Source organism: Neoroseomonas rubea (assembly GCF_016106015.1).
Taxonomy (GTDB): domain Bacteria; phylum Pseudomonadota; class Alphaproteobacteria; order Acetobacterales; family Acetobacteraceae; genus Neoroseomonas; species Neoroseomonas rubea.
The window spans coordinates 1-20902 of the sequence record NZ_JACADQ010000043.1 but is presented as its reverse complement, the minus strand read 5'-3'; the positions used below and the strand labels follow the sequence as shown (position 1 = coordinate 20902).

Genomic DNA, 20902 nt, shown 5'->3' with positions numbered 1-20902 from the left:
CGGCGCGGCGGGAATGCCGGGATCGGGTTCGGCCTGGGCGCTCGCCGCCTGCGCGGTCGCCGCGGTGCATGTGGGCGCCGCGGCGCGTGGGATGCGCGATGGGTCGCAGGCGCGGGCCGGGATGCATGCCGCGGGGGCGACGGCGGCGCTGGCGCTCGGCGTGGCGATGGTGCTGCGGGAGCAGTGGCTGACCCTGGCCGTCGCACTGTTCCTGCCGCCGCTCGCGATGATCGCGCGGCGCACGGCGCTCGACCCGCTGCGGCGCGTGGCGGTGGCGGTGGCGGGCTTCGTGCTGGTGCGGCTCGCGCTGAACGGCTTCGTGCTGGGGTATGACTGGGGCGGCTGGCCGGTGCTGAACGGGCTGCTGCTGGCCTATGGCGTGCCGGCGCTGTGCTTCGCATGGGCCGCGCGGGAGTTCCTGCGCATGCGGGACGGCATCGTGGTGCGGGTGCTGGAATGCGGCGCCGCGCTCTTCGCCGTGCTGCTCGTGCTGCTGGAAATCCGCCACGCGGTGCAGGGTGCCGCGATGGCCGCGGGTCGCTGGGACTTCGCCGAGGCCGCCTGGCAATGCACCGCGCTCTTCGCCGCCGCCTGGGCGCTGCTGGTCGCGCATCGGCGCGGCGGGCGCGCGGCGATGCTCTGGAGCGCGCGGGCCGCGGGGATGGCGGGCCTTGCCGTCGGGCTGATCCTGCTGCTGCAGAATCCCTGGACGGCGGGGGAGGACATTCCCGGCCTGCCGCTGCTGACCGCACTCGTGCCGGCCTATGCGCTTCCGGCGCTGATGGTCGCGCTGGCCGTCGCGCGCGCGCCGGAAGCGCGCACGCCGCCGGGGATGGCCGCGCTGCTGTCGGGCTATGCGCTGGTGTCGGCCTTCGCCTGGGCGACGCTCGAGGTGCGCCGCGCCTTCCATCCCGAGAAGATCGCCTGGGCCCCGATCGGGGAGGCGGAGATGTACGCCTATTCCGGCGCCTGGCTGCTGCTCGGCGCGCTGCTGCTCGCCATCGGCATCCGGGCGGGGCGGAAGGAGGTTCGCCTTGCCGCGCTGGCCGTGGTCGGGCTGACCACGCTCAAGGTCTTCATCGTGGACATGGACGCGCTGGTCGGGCTGTGGCGCGTGCTGTCCTTCCTCGGGCTCGGCCTGGCGCTGATCGCGCTGGGGGCGATCTATCGCCGCTTCGTCGTCACGCCGGCAGCGGCGGCAGCGCCACCGGGCTGACATCCCAGGCCGCGCCGCTCGTGGGCGGCGTGCAGAGGATGGGCAGCGCGTTCGGCGTGCGCACGTTCGGTTCGTGGCCGAGCGCCAGGCGCAGCGCGCGGAACAGCGCGCCATGCGCGACCACCAGCACGGGGCCGGGCATGGCGGTGGCGCGGTTCACGGCGGCGACGCCGCGCGCGACAAGGTCGGCGAAGGCCTCCCCGCCCGCGGGCGTGTAGGTGCCGGCGATCCAGTCATCGTACCAGTCGCCCATGGGCAGGCCTTCCTGCTCGCCGAAGGCGACTTCCTGGAGGTCCTCGTCGAGCGAGACGGGCAAGGCGAGGGCGGCGGCGACCGTCTCCGCCGTGCGGAAGGCGCGGTCGAGCGGGGAGGCGACGATGGTCGCGATGCCGCGGCCCTTCATCGCTTCCCCCGCGCGCGCGGCCTGCATCACGCCGATGGCGTTGAGCGGGATGTCGGTGCGGCCCTGGCTAAGGCCCTGCGCGTTCCAGTCCGTCTCCCCATGGCGGAGGAACCAGAAGGGGATGCGGTTGAGCGTCGGTGTCACGGCGTTTCTCCGGCGAGCGCGATGGCGGCGAAGGCGACCTTCGCCTCGGTCGGCACGCCGAAGCGCGCGGTGTGGCGCGCCGGCAGGCCGTTCGGAAAATGCTTCACGTATTCGGCGTTGCACTCGGCGTAGTCCGCCGGGTCGGTGATGAGCATCGTCAGCTGCACCGCGCGGTCGAGCGAGGAGCCGGCGTCGCGCAGGATGCTGTCCACCATCGCCAGCGCCTGGCGCGTCTGCTCGGCCGCCGTCGCACCCCGATGGATGCCGCGCGCCGGGTCGTGCGGCGCCGAGTGGCCCGAGACGAAGACCAGGCCCCCCGCCCGGGTGGCGCGGCTGAAGGGCCGGGCCTCGCCGGGCGCGGGGTGGCCGATGATGTCGAAGGGCGCCGGCATCAGGCCGGAAGCCCCTCCTGCTGCAGCGCGCGCTGCACGGCCGGCCGCGCGAGCATCGCCTTGAGATGTGCGTCGAGGCGCGGCGGCAGCGTCATGCCCGACCGCCGCGTCGCCCAGTACTCGACGAAGAACAGCGCGGCGTCGGCGACCGAATAGCCCGAGGGCAGCACCCAGGTGTCGCCGGCCCAGGTCTTCTCCAGCACGTCGAAGTATTTCGCCGCGAGCGCCTTGCCCTGTTCGACCACCTTCGGGAAGTCCTCCTCCCGCGGGGTGAAGTTGGCGGTGCGGAACTGGCGGGTGAAGCCCTGCGGGTGGATGGTGCCGCAGACATAGTCGAGCATCTCGGCGCAGCGCGTCTCGCCTTCCAGGTCGGTCGGCGCGAGCTTCGCATCCGGGTTGGCCTTGGCGAGCCACATGGCGATGACCGGGAATTCCGTCAGCAGCGAGCCGTCGTCGCGCAGCAGCGCCGGCACCTTGGACTTCGGGTTGATCGCCACGTAGTCCGGCTTGTGCTGCGCGCCGTCCTTCAGCGCGACGAGCCCGAGCTCATAGGGCTTGCCGAGCTCCTCGAGGATGACGTGGATGCCGACGGAGCAGGCGCCCGGAGAGTAGAACAGCTTCATCACGCGAGGCCCTCCGCCTTGAGCGTCCGCTGCACGGCCGGGCGCGCGTTCATGCGCGCGAAATGCGCCGCGACATTGCCGGGCAGGTCCTTCTGCAGCCGCGCATTCCACCAGAAGGAGACGTAGAAGAGCGCGCTGTCGGCGAAGGAATAGGTGCCGGCGAGCCATTCGCGACCGGCCAGTGCCTTGTCCATCAGGCCGAGGCCCTTCGCGAAGATTTCCTCCCCGCGCGCCTTCACCGCCGCGTGGTCGGCTTCGGACGGCGCGAAGTTGGCCGGGCGGAACATGCGGGAGAAGCCCTGCATGTGCATGGTCGCGACGCAGTAGTCGGTCGCTTCCAGCGCGCGGGCCTGCGCGTCCATCCCCGAGGGCATCAGCCCCGCGGTGGGGAAGCGGCTGGCGAGCCAGAAGGCGATGGCGGGGTATTCCGTCAGCACCGTGCCGTCGTCCCGTTCCAGCGTCGGCACCTTGGACTTCGGGTTCAGCCCGGCGAAGTCCGGCTTGAACTGCGCGCCCTCGCGGAGGTTGACGAGCACGGCCTCGTAAGGAGCGCCGATTTCCTCGAGCAGCACATGGATGCCGACCGAGCAGGCGCCCGGCGAATAGAAGAGCTTCATCTGGAGCGTCATCCTTCCGGAATGCCGCGCGCGGGCGGCGTCGGCGGACAATCCTGCGCCGGCGGGGGCTTGGCAAGCGGACTCAGACGTGGCGGGCGAGCCAGATGGTGTGGCCGCCCGAGGCCGGGTCCTCCGCCCGGTGGTCGAGCACCGCGAAGCCGTGGGCGGCGAGCAGGGCGCGGTATTCCGCCGCGTCGAGGCTCGCATGGAACAGCGGGTCCCCGCCGTATGCGCCCATCGCGACGCCGTGGCGCGGCCCTGTGGTGAAGAGCAACGGCGCGCCCGGCGCGGCATGGGCGGCGAAGCGCGGGAACATGCCGCGCTGCGCGTCGTGGTCGAGGTGGAAGAAACTGTCCCAGGCGATCAGCCCGTCGAAGCGGCGGCCGAGATCCATGGCGCGCATATCGGCCTCGATCCATTCGGCGTCCGGCAGCCGTGCGCGGGCGAGGGCGAGCAGCGTCGGGGAGGCGTCGAGGCCCGTGACGCGATGCCCCGCGGCGGCGAGGGCAGTCGCGATCGGCGCGCCCGATCCGCAGCCGATGTCGAGCACCTCGCCGGCGGGCGGCAGCAGGGCGAGGAAGCGCGCGATCCATGCGGCTTCCGTGCCTGGCGCTTCCCCCCGGTCCCGCGCCCAGGCGGGGCCGTGGCGGGTGTAGAGGCGGATGATGTCCGCGGCGGCGTCCATGGCTGTATCCTGGCATGGGCGTTCCACGCGGGCACACACCAAGCGGATCGGGGCCCCGCCTCGATCCGGGAGCGCGACTGCGGGACCGCGCCCAGACCATCAGCCGCTGCCAGCGCACCAGCGCACGGCGCGAAGGCAAGCCGCGCGGATGCGCGGCGCCCGCCGTCCGAGGGTCAATTAAAGAGCGAGCTGACCGAGCTTTCCTCGCTGATCCGCTTCATCGCCTCGGCCAGCAGCGGCGCGATGGTCAGCTGGCGGATGTTGCGCGAAACCCGCACCGCCTCCGTCGCCTGGATGCTGTCCGTCACCGTCATCATCTCGATCGGCGCGGCGCCGATGCGCGCCACCGCCCCGCCCGAGAAGACGCCGTGGGTGACATAGACGCCGGCCGACTTGGCGCCGTTCTTCAGCAGCGCCTCGGCCGCGTTGCACAGCGTGCCGCCGGAATCGACGATGTCGTCCACCAGCAGGCAGTGCCGGCCTTCGACCTCGCCGATCACGTTCATCACCTCGGACACGCCCGCGCGCGGGCGCCGCTTGTCGATGATGGCGAGATCCACGCCGAGCCGTGCCGCGATCGCGCGCGCGCGCACCACGCCGCCAACGTCGGGGGAGACGATCATCAGCTCCCGCCCCTCGTAGCGTTCCTGGATGTCGCGCGAGAACAGCGGCGCGGCAAACAGGTTGTCGACGGGGATGTCGAAGAAGCCCTGGATCTGCGCCGCGTGCAGGTCCATCGTCAGCACGCGGTTCGCCCCCGCGGCGGTGATCAGGTTCGCCACCAGCTTCGCGCTGATCGGCGTGCGCGGGCCCGACTTCCGGTCCTGCCTGGCATAGCCGAAATACGGGATCACCGCCGTGACGCGCCGCGCCGATCCGCGCTTCAGCGCATCGAGCGTGATCAGCAGCTCCATCAGGTTGTCGTTGGCGGGGTAGGAGGTGGACTGCACCACGAAGACGTCCTCGCCGCGGACATTCTCGTGGATCTCCACGAAGACCTCGAGGTCGGCGAAGCGGCGGACGGAGGCGTTGGTCAGCGGGATCCCGCAGGCGGCGGCGACCGCCTCGGCCAGCGGGCGGTTGCTGTTGCAGGCGACGATCTTCATGGCCGGGGGGGCTCCGGGCGCCGCGAGGCGACGGTGGCAGGGGGGCGGAAAGGCGCGCGGTTGGTAGCAATGTGACGGGCCGGTGTAAATCAGCCCGCCTTAACCTCGCCGCAGGATCGGCGGAGCATGCTGCGCGTGGAGGATCCACCATGCGCGCCATCGCCCTCGCCCTGATGCTCGTTGCCCTCGCGCTGCCCGCCGCGGCGCAGACGGGCAAGACCTACGATGCCTCGGGCCGCCAGGTGGGCCGCACGGAAGGCACGGACTCCATGCGCTACTACGATTCCTCGGGCCGCCAGGTCGGACGGTCGGAGACGCAGGGCGGCACCACGCGACATTATGATTCCTCGGGCCGGTCGCAGGGCCGCAGCGAGCAATCGGGCGGCACGACGCGCCACTACGATTCCTCGGGCCGTTCGACCGGGCGGACCGAGTGGTCGGGCAACACCGCGCGGATGTACGATTCCTCCGGCCGCAACACCGGGCGCATCGAGCGCAGCGGCGACGAGTGGCGCCGCTACGATTCCTCGGGCCGCATGGTCGGCCGCGGCTCGGGTCCTGTCCCAAGCCGTTGAGAGACCCCTTGAGAACACCGGCGGCTCGGCTGCGCCGGTCGTTTCAGCCCCTGATTCGGTGCCGGACTTGCCGATGCCACCAGCATCGGCGGCGTCCGGCGCCTTTCAGGGACGAAAGATACCTCGCGCACCCTTCGCCGCCAGCTATCTCAAACGGTCGCTGAGCGGGCGTCAGCCGCCCGCCTTGGCCATCAGCCCCTTCACTTCCTCCATCGCCTCGGTGAAGCGCTTGTTCAGCACGCCGAGGGCCTCGCTGTTCGACTTCTGGATCAGCTCGGCGATCTCCTGGAGGTTGGCGACCGCCTTCTCGTAGGTCACCTTGGCCATCTCGGCCTGCTTGGCGGCCTTGTCCTGCGGTGCCTCGGCGCCGGCGAAGGCGCGCATCGCCTCGGTCATCTCGGTGACCGACTGCTGCAGGATTTCCATGTGCCGGCGGGCCACCGCCTGCGCGCCTTCCAGCGCCACGCGGTTTGCGGCGGACAGCGCCTCGAGGTTGCGCCGCTGGGCCGCGGCCAGCGCCTCCATGTCCGGCATGGCCGGCATGCGGAACTCCGCGAGCATCTTCATCATGTCCATGTCGGGCTTCATGCCGGAACGCTGCACCATAGCCTGCACCCCTTATGTTTGGCGGTGCAGCATAGGCCGGAACCCCGCCTGCTGCACGCGATGCCTGCGTGACGCCGTCTTCCTTCCTGGCCGGGAAGGTTCCGCCTCAGGCGTCCTCGTCCGGGGCGCCGGCCTCGGCGGAGGCGGAGACGTCCTCGGCCGGCATCAGCCGCAGTGTCCGCGCCACCTGCTCCGCCCGGTCCAGCGCCCGGTCGAGCGCGGCCATGGTGGTGCCGAGATCCTCCGACTCGTCCTCCGCCCAGGCGCGGACGGCCATCAGCCAGACGCCGACCAGCCCGGCGGCGAGCGCCCGGCGCCGGCAGCCATCGCCGCCGATCTCCGCCGCATCCAGCATCCAGCGCATCGACAGCGACAATTGCGGGCCGAGCAGCGCGGCGAGGCTGGGGTCCCGGCGCATGTCCTTGAGGAACCGCAGGATACCCGCCCGGTGCGGCTGCATCGCGTCGAAGCGGCGCATCAGCACGTCGAACAGCCGGTCCCGCGCCGCACCGCCCTGGCCGGGGATGGTGCCGTCCAGCACCTGCCGGTCCACCAACTTGCCGTGCAGGATCAGCGCATCGAGCCGGCTGGGGAAGCGGTCCCGCAGCTCGGACAGGCTTGCGCCGGATTCGGCGGCAAGCCGCCCCATCGTCAGGCCGGGCCAGCCGTGATCGGTGATCACGCGCCAGAGGGCAGCCACCAGGTCCGTATCGTTCGTCGCGCTCATGGGACGACAATATGGGAGGAGGGGGTCAGCCCGCCAGTTCGCGCGCGCGATCGGTCGCGGCCGCGATGGCCTTCGACATCAGCGCCGGCCAGGCGTCGGGCGCCATCAGGACGTTCAGCGCCCGTTCCGTCGTGCCCTTGGGGCTGGTGACGGCCTTTCGGAGGTCGGCTGCATCCTGCGGGCTGGCGGCGAGCAGCGCGCCCGACCCGGCGACCGTGGCACGCGCCATGCGCCGGGCGAGGTCCGCCGGCAGCCCCTGCTCGATCGCGGCCTTCTCCAGCACCTCGGCCAGCAGGAAGACATAGGCCGGGCCGCCGCCGGACACGGCGGTGACGGGGTTGATGTGGTCTTCCTCATCGACCCAGGCGACCTCCCCCACCGCCTGCAGCAGCGCATCGGCCAGGGCCGCCTGGGCCGCCGTGACGCCGGGCGCGGCGAAGGCGGCGGTGAAGCCCTGGCGCACCGCGGCGGGCGTGTTGGGCATGGCGCGGACCACCGCGGCCTGCTCGCCCAGCGCCGCGCGCATGGATGCCACGGACCGCCCGGCCATGATCGAGACGAACAGCGCGCCCTGCGTCGCGAAGCGCGCGAAGGCCGGCAGGCTCGCCGGCGCCTCCTGGGGCTTGATGGCGAGGATCACCGCAGCGGGGCGGAAATCCGCCGGGATGGCGGCCGCATCGGCGACGATGGTGGCGCGCCCGGCGAAGGCCGCCGCCGCCGGGGCGTGCGGTTCCACCACCACGGCGCGGGACAGGCCGCGTTCCAGCCAGCCGGACAGCATGGCGCCGCCCATCTTGCCGCAGCCGATAAGGAGGAGGTCGGGGAGGGTCTCGGTCATGGGCGGAGGGTGGCGGGGCGCGCCCCGGGGGGCAAGGGGATCAGCCCTTCCGCGCGGGCGGCGGCAGGCCGCGCCCCTTCACCACCGCGCCCTCGCCGAATTTCGCCCGCAGCTTCTCCACCGCCTCCCACCGCGCCGCGCGGCGCGGCGCCTCGGGGTCGGCGAGGTCGCCGCGATCCGCCGCATCGCCCGGCGCCAGCGGCTGGGCGCCGATGCCGATGAGCCGGAAGGCCGTGCCGTCTGCCTCCTTTGCCAGCAGCGGGCGCGTGGCGGCGAAGAGCACATCGGGCAGGCGCGTCGGTTCGGGCAGGCGCGTCGCGCGGGTGCGGGTGGCGAAGGACGCGGTCTTGAGCTTCAGCGTCACGCCGGCCGCGGCGAAGCCTTTTTCCTTCAGCCGCCGCGCGACCTTCTCGCACAGTCGCCAGAGCGGCGCCTCCAGCGCGGATTGCGCGGAAAGGTCGCTCTCGAAGGTCGTCTCGGCGCTGATGCTCTTCGTCTCGCGCTCGGGGCTGACGCGGCGGGCATCCTCCCCGCGCGCGCGGGCGGCGAGGCCCGGGCCTTCCTCCCCGAAGCGCGACGCAGCGTCCTTCGGCGAGAGCGCGGCGAGCTGGCCGAGCGTGGTGAAGCCCGCCGCCGCCAGGCGCTTCGCAAGCGCCGGCCCCACGCCCGGCAGCAGCGAGACCGGCTGCGGCGCGAGCCAGGCGGCGGCCTCATGCGCGCCGATCACCGCGAAGCCGCGCGGCTTGTCGCGTTCGGCGGCGAGCTTCGCCATCAGCCGGTTCGCCGCCAGCCCGATGGAGACGGTGACGCCGACCTCGCGCTCCACGGCGAGCGCGAAGCGCGCCAGCACCACGGCCGGTGGCGCGCCGTGCAGCGCCTCGGTGCCCGACAGGTCGAGCACCGCCTCGTCGATGGACAGCGGCTGCACGAGCGGCGTCAGCGCTTCCATCATCGCGCGGATGCGCCGGCCTTCATGGACGTATTTCGCCATGTCAGGGCGGATCACCACGGCATCGGGGCAGGCGGAGAGCGCCTTGAACATCGGCATCGCACTTCGCACGCCGCGCGTGCGCGCGACGTAGCAGCAGGCCGCGACGACGCCGCGCCGCCCGCCGCCGACGATGACGGGCCGCGCCATCAATTCCGGCCGGTCGCGCTTTTCCACCGAGGCGTAGAAGGCATCGCAATCGACATGCGCGACGGTCAGGGCAAACAGGTCGTGATGTGCCACGACGCGGCGCGACCCGCAGGCGGGGCAGCGGACGAAGGCGTGGTCCGCGCGATGGAGGCAGTCGCGGCAGAGGGCGGGCATGGCGCGCTGGCGTCCTCCGTTCAGCCGGAGTCGCCCGGGCGGATCAGGATACAGGGTCGGGGCGGCGTGGCCCCGCGCCAATGCGAAGACACCGGCGCGACGGTCCGGCGCGACCGGCCATGGGCAGGGGCTGGCGCACCACCGTGGCCGATCAGGGCGCGTCGCAACGGCAGGGCCCGCGCGCCGGACATCAGCGTCGCAGCAGCGGCACGACCACCAGCGCCGCCAGCAAGGCAAGGCCGATCAGCCCCGCCGGCGTCGCGAAGGCCGCGATCCATTCCCCGAGGCGGCCGAGGCCCAGGGCCATCGCCACCTCCGCCGTCAGCACGGGCGCCAGCGCGAACAGCCCCATGGCCAGACGCGGCCGCGCCCCCGGCGCCACGCCCTGCGCGCGGGCGATGCGGGGCGCGATCAGCAGCATGGCGGCGAGCATGGGCACCGCCTCGGCGGCCACCGCCAGCGCGGCGCCCAGCGCGGGTTCCAGCACCAGCACGCGCAGCGGCCCGAGCAGGAAGCCGACCGCGAACATCGCCGCGCCATAGAGCAGCCCGGCGCGGAGCGGCGCGCTCATCCTCCGTCCCACAGCCGCGCGGCGCCGAAGACGCCGGAGGAATCGCCATGCCGCGCCGGCACGATCGGCGTGCGCGCGACGTCGCCGAAGACATGCGCAGCCATCAACGACGGCACGTCGGTGTACAGATGGGCCATGTTCGACAACCCGCCGCCGAGCACGATGATGTCGGGGTCGAGGATGTTCGCGATCATGCCGAGCGCGCGGGCGAGCCTGTCCGTGTGGCGTGCCAGCGCGGCGGCCGCCTTCGCCTCCCCCCCCGCGGCGCGGGCCGGGATCGATCCGGCGTCGCGCGCGCCGGGCCCGTCGCAATCGGCGGCGAGCGCGGGGCCACAGAGAAACGTTTCGAGGCAGCCATGCCGGCCGCACCAGCAGCGGGGACCGGGGAATTCCTCCGGCCGCATCCAGGGCAGCGGCGTGTGGCCCCATTCGCCGCCCGTGCGGTTCGGCCCGTCCAGGATGCGGCCCGAGGTGACGATTCCCGCGCCGCAGCCCGTGCCGAGGATGGCCGCGAAGACCGTGCGGTGGCCCGCCCCGGCGCCGTCCGCCGCCTCGCTCATCGCCAGGCAATTGGCGTCGTTGGTGACGCGCACCTCCCGCCCCAGCGCGGCGGCGAGGTCCACATCGAGCGGATGGCCGTTCAGCGCCTGGGAATTGGCGTTGCGCACCAGGCCGGTCGCGGGGCTGAGGCTGCCGGGGATGCCGACGCCGACGGTCCCCCGCCCGCCGAGCTCCCGTTCCGCTGCCGCCACCAGCCGGGCGATGGCCTCGATCATGGCGGGGTAGTCGTCCGGAGTGCCGGTGCGGCGGCGCAGCCGGACCGCGCCGTCGCGGTCCAGTGCGACGATCTCGATCTTCGTCCCGCCGAGGTCGATGCCCAGTCTCATGGGGGAAAGGGTGGAGAGGCCGGCGCCGCGCCGCAACCCTGGACGCGGCGGTCGTGGGGTGCTGGACTCGCGACCATGGGTGAAACGCTGCTCGACGTGAAGGGCCTGACCTGCCCGCTGCCCGTGCTGAAGGCCAACAAGGCGCTGCGCAGCCTGCCCGGCGGCGCGCGGCTGACGGTGCTGGCGACGGACCCGGCCTCGATCGCGGATTTCCGCGCCTTCTGCAAGGAAACCGGCCATGCGCTGGTGGCCTTCGGGGAGGAAGCCGGGGCCTATCGCTTCGTCATCCGCAAGCGGGAGGATCCGCCCGCGTGAAACCGCCATCGACATGCCCCGACCAGCGGCCGGCCTCGGCCGGCCGAGGCCGCGAATACGGCCCGCCGCCGGTGCGGCGAAGCCGAGCGCCGGAGGCGCGCTGGCGTCTGAAGCATGGCGTGAGCATGACGCGCGAGAGCACGTCATGAGCCAAGCATGAGTGTCCTTCTCCTCACCCACCGCGCCTGCCTGCACCACGATCCGGGCCCGCACCATCCCGAATGCCCGGATCGGCTGCGCGCGGTGCTGCAGGCGTTGGATGCCGGCGAATTCGCGGACCTGATCCGCGACCAGGCGCCGCAGGCCACGCGCGAGCAGTTGATGCGCGTGCATCCCGAGAACTACGTCGACGCCATCCTCGCCATCCGGCCCGAACCGGATGAGCGCGTGGCGCTGGACGGCGACACGCTGATGTCCTGGGGCAGCGCGGAAGCGGCGCTGCGGGCGGCCGGTGCGGCCGTCGCCGCGGTGGATGCGGTGATGCAGGGCGAGTTCCGCCGCGCCTTCTGCGCCACCCGCCCGCCCGGGCATCATTGCGAGCCCGCGCGGCCGATGGGCTTTTGCCTGTTTGCCAACGCCGCAGTCGCGGCGCGCCACGCGCAGGCCGTGCATGGGGCCGCGCGCGTCGCGGTGGTGGATTTCGACGTCCATCACGGCAACGGGACCCAGGCCTGCTTCGAGACCGAGCCGTCCCTGTTCTACGCGAGCAGCCACCAATGGCCGCTCTATCCCGGCACGGGCGACGTGACCGAGACGGGGGTGGGCAACATCCTCAACGTCACGCTGCCGCCGGGCGCCGATGGCGCGGCCTTCCGCGCCGCCTGGGGGGAGCAGATCATCCCCGCGCTGGACGATTTCGACCCCGACCTGCTGGTGATCTCGGCCGGCTTCGATGCGCATGCGGCCGATCCGCTGGCGCAGCTGCGCGTGCGGGAAGCCGATTTCGCCTGGGTGACGGAGGCGCTCTGCGCCATGGCGGACCGGCGCTGCGGCGGCAAGGTGGTGAGCCTGCTGGAAGGCGGCTACGACCTCGAGGCGCTGGGCCGCTCGACGGCCGCGCATGTGCGCGCGCTGATGCGCGCCTGACGATGTACGACGTGATCGTGGTCGGCGCCGGGTCCGCCGGCGCGCCGCTCGCCGCGCGGCTGTCGGAGGATTCCCGTCGTCGCGTGCTGCTGCTGGAAGCGGGGCGGGACTGGCGCGCGGCCGAGGCCCCGCACGCGCTGCGCAGCCCCAACATCATACCCTTCATGCACGACCCGCGGCATCAGGCGGAATGGCAATGGCCGGGTCTGATTACGCGCCGGACGCGCGTGCAGGAACCGCGCTTCTACTGGCGCGGCAAGGCGCTGGGCGGGTCGTCCGCGGTCAATGCGCAGATCGCCATCCGCGGCGTGCCGGCGGCCTTCGACGCCTGGGCGGAGGCGGGTTGCGAAGGCTGGTCGGCGGCCGATGTGCTGCCGCTCTTCGACGCGATCGAGGACGATGCCGATACCGGGCTGGCGCCGGGCGTGCGAAGGGGCGGCCCGCTGCCTGTCTTCCGCATGCCGGTGGACCGATGGGGCGCGGTCGACCTCGCGCTGCGCGACGCGGCGCTGCAGGCGGGGCATCCCTGGAAGGCGGACCTCAACGCGCCCGAAGGCGAGGGTATTTCCTGCAACCCGATCAACCTGCGCGACGGCAAGCGCGTCACGACCAATGACGGCTACCTGGAACCCGCGCGCGGGCGGACGAACCTGACCATCCGTGGTGGGGCGCTGGTCGACCGCGTGCTGTTCGAGGGCACAAGCGCGCGCGGCGTGCGCGTGCGCTTCGGCGATGTGTGGGAGGAGATCGCGGCGCGCGAGGTGGTGCTCTGCGCCGGTGCCATCCATTCGCCCTGCATCCTGATGCGCTCGGGCCTCGGCCCCGCCGCGTCGCTGCGCGCGCTCGGCATCGAGGTGCTGCGCGACCTGCCCGCCGTCGGGCGGCACCTGATGGACCACCCGATCCTGCGCGCCTCGATTACACTGAAGGCCGCGCATCGCGCGCGTGGCGCCGAGGCGCGCCACACCAACTGCTGCGTGACCTACAGCAGCGGCCTTGCGGGCGGCGGGGAGCGGGACATGATCCTGATCGCCTACAACCATCGCGGCCTGACGGAGGATGGCGAACCCTCCGGCGAGGGCGCGATCGGCATCGCGCTGTATGACGCCTTCTCGCGCGGCGAATTGCGGCTGACCTCCGCCGATCCCGAGGCGCAGCCGGAGGTGGACGAGAACATGCTCGACGACCCGCGCGACCGGGCGCGGATGCGCGACGGGGTGCGGCGCCTGGCGCGGCTCGTCGCGCGAGATCCGGTGGCGCGCATCGCGCAGCGCATCCGCTTCGGCGAGAACGACCTGTCGATGCAGGACGCCGCCGCGCTGCCCGACGACGCGCTCGATGCGCTGATGCTGCGCGACGCGTCCGACATCCAGCACGCCGCCGGCACCTGCCGCATGACGGCGCATGAGGATCCGCGCGGCGTGGTGGATCCGGAGTTGCGCGTGCGGGGTGTCGCCGGGCTGCGCGTGGCGGATGCCTCCATCATGCCGTCCGACTGCCGCGCGAACCTGCACTTCACCTGCGTGATGATCGGCGAGATGGCGGCGCGGAGAATGCGGGCGCCGTGAATCCGTTCGACGCGGACTCCCTGCTGGCCCGCTTCCGGCGACATCCTGACGAACCCGGCGTCTGGCTGTTCCGGGAGGAATGGGCCTTCGGCACCATCTGGGCATTGTCCGGGTCCCGTATTCCGGATCCCGACACGCGCGCCCTGTTCTACACGCACCGGCTGACGATGCTGGAAGGAGTGCTCAATCCGTGGGGCGCGCTGTGGATGCTCGCGCTTGTCTGGCAGCGGCGGCGGTGGCTGCGCGCGAACGGGCGCCGCGTCGGGCGATCGGTCTGGCGGCGTGCCGCGCCGGCCGGGTGACCCCGCCGCCCCTTGCCGGTTCCGGCACCCCGGGCCTATCTGCGGCGATGTTCGGGGAAGGAGACACCATGAACCGCCGCGCCCTGCTGGCCCTGCCGGCCGCCGCCCTGCTGCCCGCCGCCGCCCTGGCCCAGGCCTGGCCGTCCGGCCCCGTCCGCGCGATCGTCCCCTTCGCCCCCGGTTCCGCCACCGACACGGTCGGCCGCCTGCTGGCCGAGGGGATGCGCGCGACGCTCGGCCAGCCCGTGGTGGTGGAGAACCGCGCTGGCGCCAACGGGCTGATCGGCGCCGAGGCTGTCTCCCGCGCCCCGGCCGACGGGACCACGCTGCTGGTCGGCACCAATTCGACCAACGCCGCCGCCCGCGCCCTGTTCCGCCAGGTGCCCTTCGACATGGAAAACGGCTTCGTGCCGATCTCGACCATCGCGACGGTGCCGCTGCTGGTCGCGGTGAAGGCGGACAGCCCGCACCGCACGCTCGCCGACCTGATCGCCGCGGCGCGGGCGCGGCCGGAGGGGATCTCCTACGCCAACGCCTCCTCCTCCCAGCATGTCGCGAGCGCCTCCCTCGCCGCCATGGCTGGGGTGCAGATGCTGAACGTGCCCTACCGCTCCTCCCCGCTCGCGGTGCAGGACCTGCTGGCCGGACGAGTGGACCTGTTCATCGCCGACCAGGCGGTCATCCTGCCGCAGGCGCAGGCCGGGGCGCTGCGCATCCTGGCCGTCACCTCGGCCGAGCGTTCGGCCGCCGTGCCGGACGTGCCGACGGTGCGCGAGGCGGCGGGCCTGCCGGAGTACGAGGTGGTCGCCTGGTTCGCGCTGTTCGCCCCGGCGGGAACGCCGGCGGACCGCGTGGCCCTGCTGAACCGGGCCGTCGTGGCCTCGGTCGCGACCGAGGAGGTGCGCGCGCGGCTCGGCGGCACGCTGGGGATGTCGGTCCGCGCCTCCACCCCCGAACAGGCCGCGGCCTTCGTCCGGGCCGAGACCACGAAGTGGACCAACGCCATCCGGCAGGCCGGCATCGAGCCGCAATAGCCATTGGACGCGTTTGACTGTTAGGGTTGCCTGACATGGCCAGGACACGGACCGCGGAGGGCGAAGCGCCCCCCGACATCGAGACCCTGACCTTCGAGCAGGCCCTGGCCGAGCTCGAAGGCATCGTGAAGGCGCTGGAAAGCGGCCAGGGGGCGCTCGAGGCCTCGGTCGCCGCCTATCAGCGCGGCGCCGCATTGCGGGCCCATTGCGACCGCAAGCTGGCCGAGGCCGAGCAGAAGGTGCAGGCCATCGTCGAGGCCCCCGCCGGCCTGACACTGAGGGATCTGGAATAGGCATGGACAGCGCGATTCCCTCCACCGACGCGCTCCGCGCCGCCATGGCGGATGCCGCGGCCGACATCGACCGCGCGCTGGAGGTGCTGATCCCGCCGGCCGAGGGGCCGGAGGCGCGGCTGTTCGATGCCATGCGCTATGCCGCGATCGGCGGCGGCAAGCGCATGCGCGGCTTCCTCGTGATGGAAGGGGCGCGGCAATTCGGCGTGGCGCGCGATTCGGCGCTGCGCACGGCGGCGGCAATCGAGATGCTGCACGCCTATTCGCTCGTCCATGACGACCTGCCCTGCATGGACGATGACGACCTGCGCCGCGGCAAGCCCACGCTGCACAAGGCCTTCGACGAGGCGACCGCGGTGCTCGCGGGCGACGCGCTGCAGGCCAACGCCTTCTATGCCCTGGCCGAGCCCGAGACGCATTCGGACCCGGCGGTGCGCGCGGAACTCTGCCGCGGCCTCGCCCGCGCGGCCGGCCCGCGCGGGATGTGCGGCGGGCAGATGCTCGACATGCTGGCCGAGATGGCGACGGAAGCGCTGGAGGAAGCCGAGATCGGCCGGCTCCAGCTGCTCAAGACCGGCAAGCTGATCGAATTCTCGGCCGAGGCGGGCGCGATCCTGGGCAAGGCGCCGCCGCAGCTGCGCCATGCCTTCGCGGCCTATGGGCGCGACCTGGGGGCAGCCTTCCAGATCGCCGACGACCTGCTGGACGCCACGGCGAGCGCCGAGGAGACCGGCAAGCGGACCGGCAAGGATGCCGAGGCCGGAAAGGCGACGCTGGTCAGCCTGCTGGGCATCGAGCGCGCCCGGGTGCAGGCGGAACGCCTCGCGGCGCAGGCGGCGTCCCATCTGGACGCCTTGGGGGAGCGTGCCGATCTGTTGCGCGCGCTTGCCCGCTACACCATTGCGCGGAGACATTGAGATGACACGTCCGGCCACGCCCCTGCTGGACCGCGTCAGCGTCCCGGCCGACCTGAAGAACCTCTCGGCCGACCAGCTGAAGCGGCTGGCCGAGGAGCTGCGCGCGGAGACGATCGACGCGGTCAGCGTCACCGGCGGGCATCTGGGCGCCTCGCTCGGCGTGGTGGAGCTGACCGTCGCGGTGCATGCCGTGTTCGACACGCCGAACGACCGGCTGATCTGGGATGTCGGCCACCAGGCCTATCCGCACAAGATCCTGACCGGCCGGCGCGACCGCATCCGCACCCTGCGGCAGGGCGGCGGCCTGTCCGGCTTCACCAAGCGCAGCGAGAGCGAATACGACCCCTTCGGTGCGGCGCATTCCTCCACCTCGATCTCCGCCGGCCTGGGCATGGCGGTGGCGAGCCAGCTGCAGGGCGAGGACCGGCACGTCATCGCCGTGATCGGCGACGGGGCGATGAGCGCGGGCATGGCCTATGAGGCCATGAACAACGCCGGCGCGTCCAAGGCGAACCTGATCGTCATCCTCAACGACAACGACATGTCGATCGCGCCGCCGGTGGGCGCGATGAGCGCCTATCTCTCGCGCGTCGTCTCCTCCCGCCCCTTCCTCAACCTGCGCGACCTGATGGCGCGGGTGGCCAAGCGCTTCCCAGCGCCGCTGGAACGCGCCGCGCGCCGCGCCGACGAATATGCCCGCGGCCTGCTGACGGGCGGCACGCTGTTCGAGGAACTCGGCTTCTACTACGTGGGGCCGGTGGACGGGCACGACCTGGATCACCTGCTGCCCGTGCTGCGCAACCTGCGCGACACGGACCACGAGGGCCCGATCCTGCTGCATGTGGTCACGCAGAAGGGCAAGGGCTACGCGCCGGCGGAAGCGAGTGCCGACAAGTACCACGGCGTGCAGAAGTTCAACGTCGTGACCGGCGAACAGGCCAAGGCGCCGCCCGGCCCGCCGACCTACCAGAAGGTCTTCGCGCAGGCGCTGATCGCCGAGGCCGAGCTCGACGAGCGCATCGTCGCGATCAACGCCGCGATGCCGTCCGGCACCAGCCTCGACATGTTCGCGAAGAAGTTCCCGCGCCGCTGCTTCGATGTCGGCATCGCGGAACAGCACGCCGTCACCTTCGCCGCCGGCATGGCGACGGAGGGGATGAAGCCCTTCTGCGCGATCTATTCCACCTTCCTCCAGCGCGCCTTCGACCAGGTGATGCACGACGTCGCGCTGCAGTCGCTGCCGGTGCGCTTCGCCATGGACCGCGCCGGGCTTGTGGGCGCCGACGGCGCGACGCATGCGGGCGCCTACGACATCGCCTATCTCGGCTGCCTGCCGAACATGGTGCTGATGGCCGCGGCGGACGAAGTGGAACTCATGCACATCGTCGCCACGGCGACCGCCATCGACGACCGGCCGGTGGGCTTCCGCTATCCGCGCGGGGAGGGACTCGGGCTCGAGCTGCCGGCGCGCGGCAGCGTGCTCGAGATCGGGCGCGGGCGCGTCCTCCGCGAAGGGACGTCGATCGCCATCCTGTCCTATGGCGCGCGGCTGCAGGAATGCCTGAAGGCGGCCGATGAGCTCGCGACGCACGGGCTTTCGTGCACCGTCGCCGATGCGCGCTTCGCCAAGCCGCTGGATGCCGCGCTGGTCGAGCGGCTGGCGCGGGAGCACGAGGTGCTGATCACGATCGAGGAAGGCGCGATCCTGGGCTTCGGCGGGCTGGTGATGCACCACTTGGCCGTGCGCGGACTGCTCGATGGCGGGGTGAAGATCCGGCCCATGTGCCTGCCGGACCGCTTCATCGACCATGACGCGCCGCGCAAGCAGTATGACGAGGCCGGGCTGAACGCGCCGCATATCGTCGCGACGGCCCTAGCCGCCCTGGGGCAGGCCGGCGCGGTACAACCTGCGCGGGCATAATCTATCCGTGCATAACGTAGATTTCGTCACTCCTCCTTGACAATCGAATTGTGCGACCGAGGCGTGTCAGGCTAGGCTTTGGATTGACGATGCCGGCCACGCCGGTCAGCATCGTGACAGGAGCCCCAGGGTCCAAAGGACCAGGGGGTGGGGAGGGTGAGGATGTCGCCTTTGGACGGACAAGGCCGCGCGCCGAATGCCGCAGCCGACCGCAAGGCGATACTCGCCGCCACGCGCCGCGCCGCGCTGGTTCGGGATGTCGCCGTGAACATGATCGTGCCGGTGCTGGTCGACCGCTTCGGCGCACCGCCGGTGGGCAACTGGCGGCGCGACTCCGCGGCGCTGGCCAAGCGCCTGCCCGACATGGGGCTGAGCGAGGCCATCGGCGAGCTTCGCCACATCAATCCGGGCGGCCAGATGTTCCGCCCCACCTGCCGGGACGTGATCCTGCCGGCCGCGCGCGTCCTGCGCCGCCGCTACGACCCGGCGGCCTTCGACCAGTCGGACCGGCTGCACAGCGTCTGGCACCTGCGGATGTGCCTTCTCTCGCTCGACGATGCCGGCGATCGCGGCGTGCCCGCGGCGCTGCATACGGCGCTGACGCTGTCCGGCGCGCCGGTGGTGCCGGGCGTGGAGCACGCCGTCGCGCTGCGCTTCTTCGGCCGTGCCGGATGGGCGGTGCAGGATTGCGGCAGCGACCATGCCGAGGAAGCCTGCGACTCGGTGCACGACCAGGACTACGACGTCGCCTGGATCAGCCTGGAGCCGGGGATGGACCCGCGCACGGTGCGCGCGAGGGCGCGCGGCGTCCGCCGTGCGTCCCGCAACGCGCGCATCCTGGTTCTGGGCGGCGGCGTGATGGGCGTTCCTGCCGAGGATCCGCGCATGCTCGACCTCGACGGCTTCACGCCGGATGCGGTGCAGGCGGCCGCCATCGCGGAAGCCGCGCTGATCCGCCTGGGCAGCCCCGCCCTGGCCTGACCGGGCCGGGTCGGCCACCGAACCAGGTAAGGCCGCCCCTGCCGATGCGCGCCGCCGCTCGCGCGCCCGGGCGGTGCCTGCCGGAATCGCGCCCATGACCCGCCCGCCGCGCCAGCGTGCAGACCTCGCCCTTGTCGAGCGCGGCCTGGTCGAAAGCCGTGCCCGCGCGCAGGCGCTGATCCTGGCCGGCAAGGTGTTTTCGGGAGAAAAGCGCGTCGCCAAGGCGGGCGACATGCTCGCCGCCGATGCGCCGCTGACGTTGCGCGGGCAGGACCATCCCTGGGTGAGCCGCGGCGGCATCAAGCTCGCCCACGCGCTGGCGCATTTCGGGCTGTCGCCGGAAGGCCGCGTCGGGCTCGACATCGGCGCCTCCACCGGCGGCTTCACGGATGTGCTGCTGAAGGGCGGCGCGGCGCGGGTCTATGCCGTCGATGTCGGCCATGGCCAACTCGACTGGGGCCTGCGCTGCGATCCGCGGGTCGTGGTGCTGGAACGCACCAATGCGCGCCACCTCACGGCGGAGCAGGTGCCTTCCCCGCCCGGCGCGATCGTCTGCGATGCCTCCTTCATCGGGCTGCGCACCGTGCTGCCGGCCGCGCTCGCACTGGCCGCGCCCGGCGCATGGGCGGTCGCGCTGATCAAGCCTCAGTTCGAGGCCGGGCCCGAACGGGTCGGCAAGGGCGGCGTGGTGCGCGACCCCGCGGTGCATGCGGAGGTCTGCGCGACCATCCGCGCCTGGTGGGACGGGCTGCCGGGCTGGCGCGTGCTGGGCATCGAGCCGAGCCCGATCACCGGGCCGGAGGGGAACCGGGAATTCCTGATCGCTGCCGTCAGGGCCTAGCGGTCGCGGGCCGCGGCGCCGGCATGCGCGCCATCTCGGCCAGCAACGCCCAGACGCGGTCGGCATCGAGCCGCACCTCCGGGTCGTTCAGCAGGCGATCCAATTCGGCCAAGCGACGCTCGAATTCGGCTTCCGACATCCGGGGCTCCTCGCCGCGCGTGCACTGCAGCGTAACGCAAGAGACACCCAAATCACGCCAAAAAGATGGGGGCCTTGCGTCAATGTGACGACGGGGCCGCCGCCGGGCCGCTCAGCCGCGGCAGAGAATCTGGAACACCGCCGGCCCGACCGAGGCCGAGACCGCCCGCGCCCCCGTGCCGCCCGCGCCCGCCCCGCGAGCCGGGCGCACCCCGTGCTCGGCGAGGAAGCCCTCGACTTCGGCCGCGCGGATGGCGAAGTTCACCCCCTGCGGCAGGCTGCCGGTGGCGCGCAGCACGGCGATATCGTTCAGCCGCCCGACCGCGACGCCGAGCAGCAGCCCCGCATCATCGACCGCGGGCCCGCCGGAATTGCCCGGCTGCACCGCCGCATTCATCTGGAAGCGGGAGGTATCGCCCCCCGGCCCCGCGAGCCCCGTCACGATTCCGTTCGTCACGTTCAGCCCTGTGCCGAGCGCCTGGCCATAGGGAAAGCCGAAGACCAGCACGGTCTCTCCCAGATCCACCCCCGCCTGCGGGCGGAAGCGTACCACCGAGGGGAAGGGCCGGGCGGCGTCGATCAGCGCGAGGTCCCGGCGCCGGTCGGCTGCGACGACGCGCATGGTCCGCCCGCGTTCGTCCACCACCTGGGCGCAGCCCTGGATCACATGGGCATTGGTCAGCGCGAGCCCGTTGGCCGAGACGGCGAAGGCCGAGCCCGTACCGATGGCGCGGCCCCCGCGGTCCCGCGGCGCGGGCGCGGCCGGCGTCCCGCCCTCGGCGTCCGGCGCCGAGGCCTGCCCGG

26 protein-coding genes are annotated in these 20902 nt (G+C 72.5%); 12 read left to right on the top strand and 14 right to left on the bottom strand.

Annotation, left to right across the window (positions count from 1 at the left end):
* Nucleotides 1-1216 (top strand): DUF2339 domain-containing protein (locus tag HW577_RS07335; RefSeq protein ID WP_232474747.1); only part of this gene is annotated, 1216 nt, incomplete at its 5' end.
* Here the strand turns inward: HW577_RS07335 and HW577_RS07330 are convergent.
* The 6 genes from HW577_RS07330 to HW577_RS07305 all read right to left on the bottom strand — a co-directional run bounded on the left by HW577_RS07330 (nt 1182) and on the right by HW577_RS07305 (nt 5186).
* A complete protein-coding gene (locus HW577_RS07330) occupies nt 1182-1763 on the bottom strand; it encodes a histidine phosphatase family protein (protein WP_198375480.1) in 582 nt (193 codons plus the stop codon). The genes HW577_RS07335 and HW577_RS07330 overlap by 35 nt on opposite strands.
* Entirely contained in the window at nt 1760-2155 is a 396-nt protein-coding gene (locus HW577_RS07325) for a RidA family protein (protein WP_198375479.1), read from the bottom strand. The genes HW577_RS07330 and HW577_RS07325 overlap by 4 nt, the downstream gene beginning before the upstream one ends.
* Nucleotides 2155-2778, bottom strand: coding sequence for a glutathione S-transferase family protein (locus tag HW577_RS07320; RefSeq protein WP_198375484.1), 624 nt, complete (start codon nt 2776-2778; stop codon nt 2155-2157). Before HW577_RS07320 ends, HW577_RS07325 begins: the two co-directional genes overlap by 1 nt.
* Nucleotides 2778-3395: a glutathione S-transferase family protein gene (locus tag HW577_RS07315; RefSeq protein ID WP_198375478.1), complete on the bottom strand. Its 618-nt coding sequence runs from the start codon at nt 3393-3395 to the stop codon at nt 2778-2780. Before HW577_RS07315 ends, HW577_RS07320 begins: the two co-directional genes overlap by 1 nt.
* Nucleotides 3396-3477: 82 nt before the next feature.
* Nucleotides 3478-4080 carry a class I SAM-dependent methyltransferase gene (locus HW577_RS07310; RefSeq protein WP_198375477.1) on the bottom strand — a complete coding sequence of 201 codons (603 nt, stop codon included), beginning with the start codon at nt 4078-4080 and terminating at the stop codon, nt 3478-3480.
* A 173-nt stretch (nt 4081-4253) separates the two neighbouring features.
* Nucleotides 4254-5186: a ribose-phosphate pyrophosphokinase gene (locus HW577_RS07305; RefSeq protein WP_198375476.1), complete on the bottom strand. Its 933-nt coding sequence runs from the start codon at nt 5184-5186 to the stop codon at nt 4254-4256.
* Between the two features lie 149 nt (nt 5187-5335).
* On the opposite strand from HW577_RS07305, the gene HW577_RS07300 reads away from it, so the two are divergent.
* Complete coding sequence (locus tag HW577_RS07300) at nt 5336-5761, top strand: hypothetical protein (RefSeq protein WP_198375475.1); 426 nt, start codon at nt 5336-5338, stop codon at nt 5759-5761.
* Between the two features lie 171 nt (nt 5762-5932).
* On the opposite strand, the gene HW577_RS07295 is transcribed toward HW577_RS07300, so the two are convergent.
* The 6 genes from HW577_RS07295 to HW577_RS07270 all read right to left on the bottom strand — a co-directional run bounded on the left by HW577_RS07295 (nt 5933) and on the right by HW577_RS07270 (nt 10702).
* Nucleotides 5933-6337, bottom strand: a complete 405-nt coding sequence (locus HW577_RS07295; protein ID WP_232474746.1) for a phasin family protein — start codon at nt 6335-6337, stop codon at nt 5933-5935.
* A gap of 136 nt (nt 6338-6473) precedes the next feature.
* Complete coding sequence (locus tag HW577_RS07290; protein WP_198375474.1) at nt 6474-7094, bottom strand: TetR family transcriptional regulator; 621 nt, start codon at nt 7092-7094, stop codon at nt 6474-6476.
* A 25-nt stretch (nt 7095-7119) separates the two neighbouring features.
* Nucleotides 7120-7932 carry a pyrroline-5-carboxylate reductase gene (gene proC / locus HW577_RS07285; RefSeq protein WP_198375473.1) on the bottom strand — a complete coding sequence of 271 codons (813 nt, stop codon included), beginning with the start codon at nt 7930-7932 and terminating at the stop codon, nt 7120-7122.
* 40 nt (nt 7933-7972) lie between these two features.
* Complete coding sequence (locus HW577_RS07280) at nt 7973-9244, bottom strand: DNA polymerase IV (RefSeq protein WP_198375472.1); 1272 nt, start codon at nt 9242-9244, stop codon at nt 7973-7975.
* A 190-nt stretch (nt 9245-9434) separates the two neighbouring features.
* Nucleotides 9435-9815, bottom strand: a complete 381-nt coding sequence (locus HW577_RS07275) for a hypothetical protein (RefSeq protein WP_198375471.1) — start codon at nt 9813-9815, stop codon at nt 9435-9437.
* Nucleotides 9812-10702: an ROK family protein gene (locus HW577_RS07270; protein ID WP_198375470.1), complete on the bottom strand. Its 891-nt coding sequence runs from the start codon at nt 10700-10702 to the stop codon at nt 9812-9814. The genes HW577_RS07275 and HW577_RS07270 overlap by 4 nt, the downstream gene beginning before the upstream one ends.
* Before the next feature lie 75 nt (nt 10703-10777).
* Between HW577_RS07270 and HW577_RS07265 the strand changes: the two genes are divergently transcribed.
* From HW577_RS07265 to HW577_RS07220, 10 genes are all read left to right on the top strand, one after another.
* Entirely contained in the window at nt 10778-11017 is a 240-nt protein-coding gene (locus tag HW577_RS07265) for a sulfurtransferase TusA family protein (RefSeq protein WP_198375469.1), read from the top strand.
* A 156-nt stretch (nt 11018-11173) separates the two neighbouring features.
* Nucleotides 11174-12103 (top strand): histone deacetylase family protein, encoded by a 930-nt coding sequence (locus tag HW577_RS07260; protein WP_198375468.1) that lies wholly within the window; start codon nt 11174-11176, stop codon nt 12101-12103.
* 2 nt (nt 12104-12105) lie between these two features.
* The gene (locus tag HW577_RS07255) at nt 12106-13671 is read left to right on the top strand and encodes a GMC family oxidoreductase (protein WP_198375467.1); all 1566 of its coding nucleotides are present in this window, start codon (nt 12106-12108) and stop codon (nt 13669-13671) included.
* Nucleotides 13668-13973 carry a hypothetical protein gene (locus HW577_RS07250; protein ID WP_198375466.1) on the top strand — a complete coding sequence of 102 codons (306 nt, stop codon included), beginning with the start codon at nt 13668-13670 and terminating at the stop codon, nt 13971-13973. Before HW577_RS07255 ends, HW577_RS07250 begins: the two co-directional genes overlap by 4 nt.
* 68 nt (nt 13974-14041) lie before the next feature.
* Nucleotides 14042-15007, top strand: coding sequence for a Bug family tripartite tricarboxylate transporter substrate binding protein (locus tag HW577_RS07245; RefSeq protein WP_198375465.1), 966 nt, complete (start codon nt 14042-14044; stop codon nt 15005-15007).
* Between the two features lie 35 nt (nt 15008-15042).
* A complete protein-coding gene (locus tag HW577_RS07240; protein WP_198375464.1) occupies nt 15043-15300 on the top strand; it encodes an exodeoxyribonuclease VII small subunit in 258 nt (85 codons plus the stop codon).
* A gap of 2 nt (nt 15301-15302) precedes the next feature.
* Entirely contained in the window at nt 15303-16217 is a 915-nt protein-coding gene (locus HW577_RS07235; protein WP_232474745.1) for a polyprenyl synthetase family protein, read from the top strand.
* A 1-nt stretch (nt 16218) separates the two neighbouring features.
* Nucleotides 16219-18138, top strand: coding sequence for a 1-deoxy-D-xylulose-5-phosphate synthase (gene dxs / locus HW577_RS07230; protein WP_198375463.1), 1920 nt, complete (start codon nt 16219-16221; stop codon nt 18136-18138).
* A 162-nt stretch (nt 18139-18300) separates the two neighbouring features.
* Complete coding sequence (locus HW577_RS07225) at nt 18301-19119, top strand: hypothetical protein (RefSeq protein WP_198375462.1); 819 nt, start codon at nt 18301-18303, stop codon at nt 19117-19119.
* A 94-nt stretch (nt 19120-19213) separates the two neighbouring features.
* Nucleotides 19214-19960: a TlyA family RNA methyltransferase gene (locus tag HW577_RS07220; protein ID WP_198375461.1), complete on the top strand. Its 747-nt coding sequence runs from the start codon at nt 19214-19216 to the stop codon at nt 19958-19960.
* Here HW577_RS07220 and HW577_RS07215 read toward each other — a convergent pair.
* Both HW577_RS07215 and HW577_RS07210 read right to left on the bottom strand, forming a co-directional pair.
* On the bottom strand, nt 19950-20099 hold the full coding sequence (locus HW577_RS07215; RefSeq protein ID WP_198375460.1) for a peptide chain release factor 1: 150 nt from the start codon (nt 20097-20099) through the stop codon (nt 19950-19952). The two genes, HW577_RS07220 and HW577_RS07215, sit on opposite strands and share 11 nt — an antisense overlap.
* Nucleotides 20100-20210: 111 nt before the next feature.
* Nucleotides 20211-20902: S1C family serine protease (locus tag HW577_RS07210; protein ID WP_198375459.1), on the bottom strand; the 692-nt coding region annotated here is incomplete at its 5' end.

Coding starts and splice junctions, on each gene's coding strand:
- HW577_RS07325 (WP_198375479.1), bottom strand. CDS start 2,155: ATGCCGGCGCCCTTCGACATCATCGGCCACCCCGCGCCCGGCGAGGCC.
- HW577_RS07320 (WP_198375484.1), bottom strand. CDS start 2,778: ATGAAGCTGTTCTACTCTCCGGGCGCCTGCTCCGTCGGCATCCACGTC.
- HW577_RS07315 (WP_198375478.1), bottom strand. CDS start 3,395: ATGAAGCTCTTCTATTCGCCGGGCGCCTGCTCGGTCGGCATCCATGTG.
- HW577_RS07310 (WP_198375477.1), bottom strand. CDS start 4,080: ATGGACGCCGCCGCGGACATCATCCGCCTCTACACCCGCCACGGCCCC.
- HW577_RS07305 (WP_198375476.1), bottom strand. CDS start 5,186: ATGAAGATCGTCGCCTGCAACAGCAACCGCCCGCTGGCCGAGGCGGTC.
- HW577_RS07300 (WP_198375475.1), top strand. CDS start 5,336: ATGCGCGCCATCGCCCTCGCCCTGATGCTCGTTGCCCTCGCGCTGCCC.
- HW577_RS07295 (WP_232474746.1), bottom strand. CDS start 6,337: ATGGACATGATGAAGATGCTCGCGGAGTTCCGCATGCCGGCCATGCCG.
- HW577_RS07290 (WP_198375474.1), bottom strand. CDS start 7,094: ATGAGCGCGACGAACGATACGGACCTGGTGGCTGCCCTCTGGCGCGTG.
- proC (WP_198375473.1), bottom strand. CDS start 7,932: ATGACCGAGACCCTCCCCGACCTCCTCCTTATCGGCTGCGGCAAGATG.
- HW577_RS07280 (WP_198375472.1), bottom strand. CDS start 9,244: ATGCCCGCCCTCTGCCGCGACTGCCTCCATCGCGCGGACCACGCCTTC.
- HW577_RS07275 (WP_198375471.1), bottom strand. CDS start 9,815: ATGAGCGCGCCGCTCCGCGCCGGGCTGCTCTATGGCGCGGCGATGTTC.
- HW577_RS07270 (WP_198375470.1), bottom strand. CDS start 10,702: ATGAGACTGGGCATCGACCTCGGCGGGACGAAGATCGAGATCGTCGCA.
- HW577_RS07265 (WP_198375469.1), top strand. CDS start 10,778: ATGGGTGAAACGCTGCTCGACGTGAAGGGCCTGACCTGCCCGCTGCCC.
- HW577_RS07260 (WP_198375468.1), top strand. CDS start 11,174: ATGAGTGTCCTTCTCCTCACCCACCGCGCCTGCCTGCACCACGATCCG.
- HW577_RS07255 (WP_198375467.1), top strand. CDS start 12,106: ATGTACGACGTGATCGTGGTCGGCGCCGGGTCCGCCGGCGCGCCGCTC.
- HW577_RS07245 (WP_198375465.1), top strand. CDS start 14,042: ATGAACCGCCGCGCCCTGCTGGCCCTGCCGGCCGCCGCCCTGCTGCCC.
- HW577_RS07240 (WP_198375464.1), top strand. CDS start 15,043: ATGGCCAGGACACGGACCGCGGAGGGCGAAGCGCCCCCCGACATCGAG.
- HW577_RS07235 (WP_232474745.1), top strand. CDS start 15,303: ATGGACAGCGCGATTCCCTCCACCGACGCGCTCCGCGCCGCCATGGCG.
- dxs (WP_198375463.1), top strand. CDS start 16,219: ATGACACGTCCGGCCACGCCCCTGCTGGACCGCGTCAGCGTCCCGGCC.
- HW577_RS07225 (WP_198375462.1), top strand. CDS start 18,301: ATGTCGCCTTTGGACGGACAAGGCCGCGCGCCGAATGCCGCAGCCGAC.
- HW577_RS07220 (WP_198375461.1), top strand. CDS start 19,214: ATGACCCGCCCGCCGCGCCAGCGTGCAGACCTCGCCCTTGTCGAGCGC.
- HW577_RS07215 (WP_198375460.1), bottom strand. CDS start 20,099: ATGTCGGAAGCCGAATTCGAGCGTCGCTTGGCCGAATTGGATCGCCTG.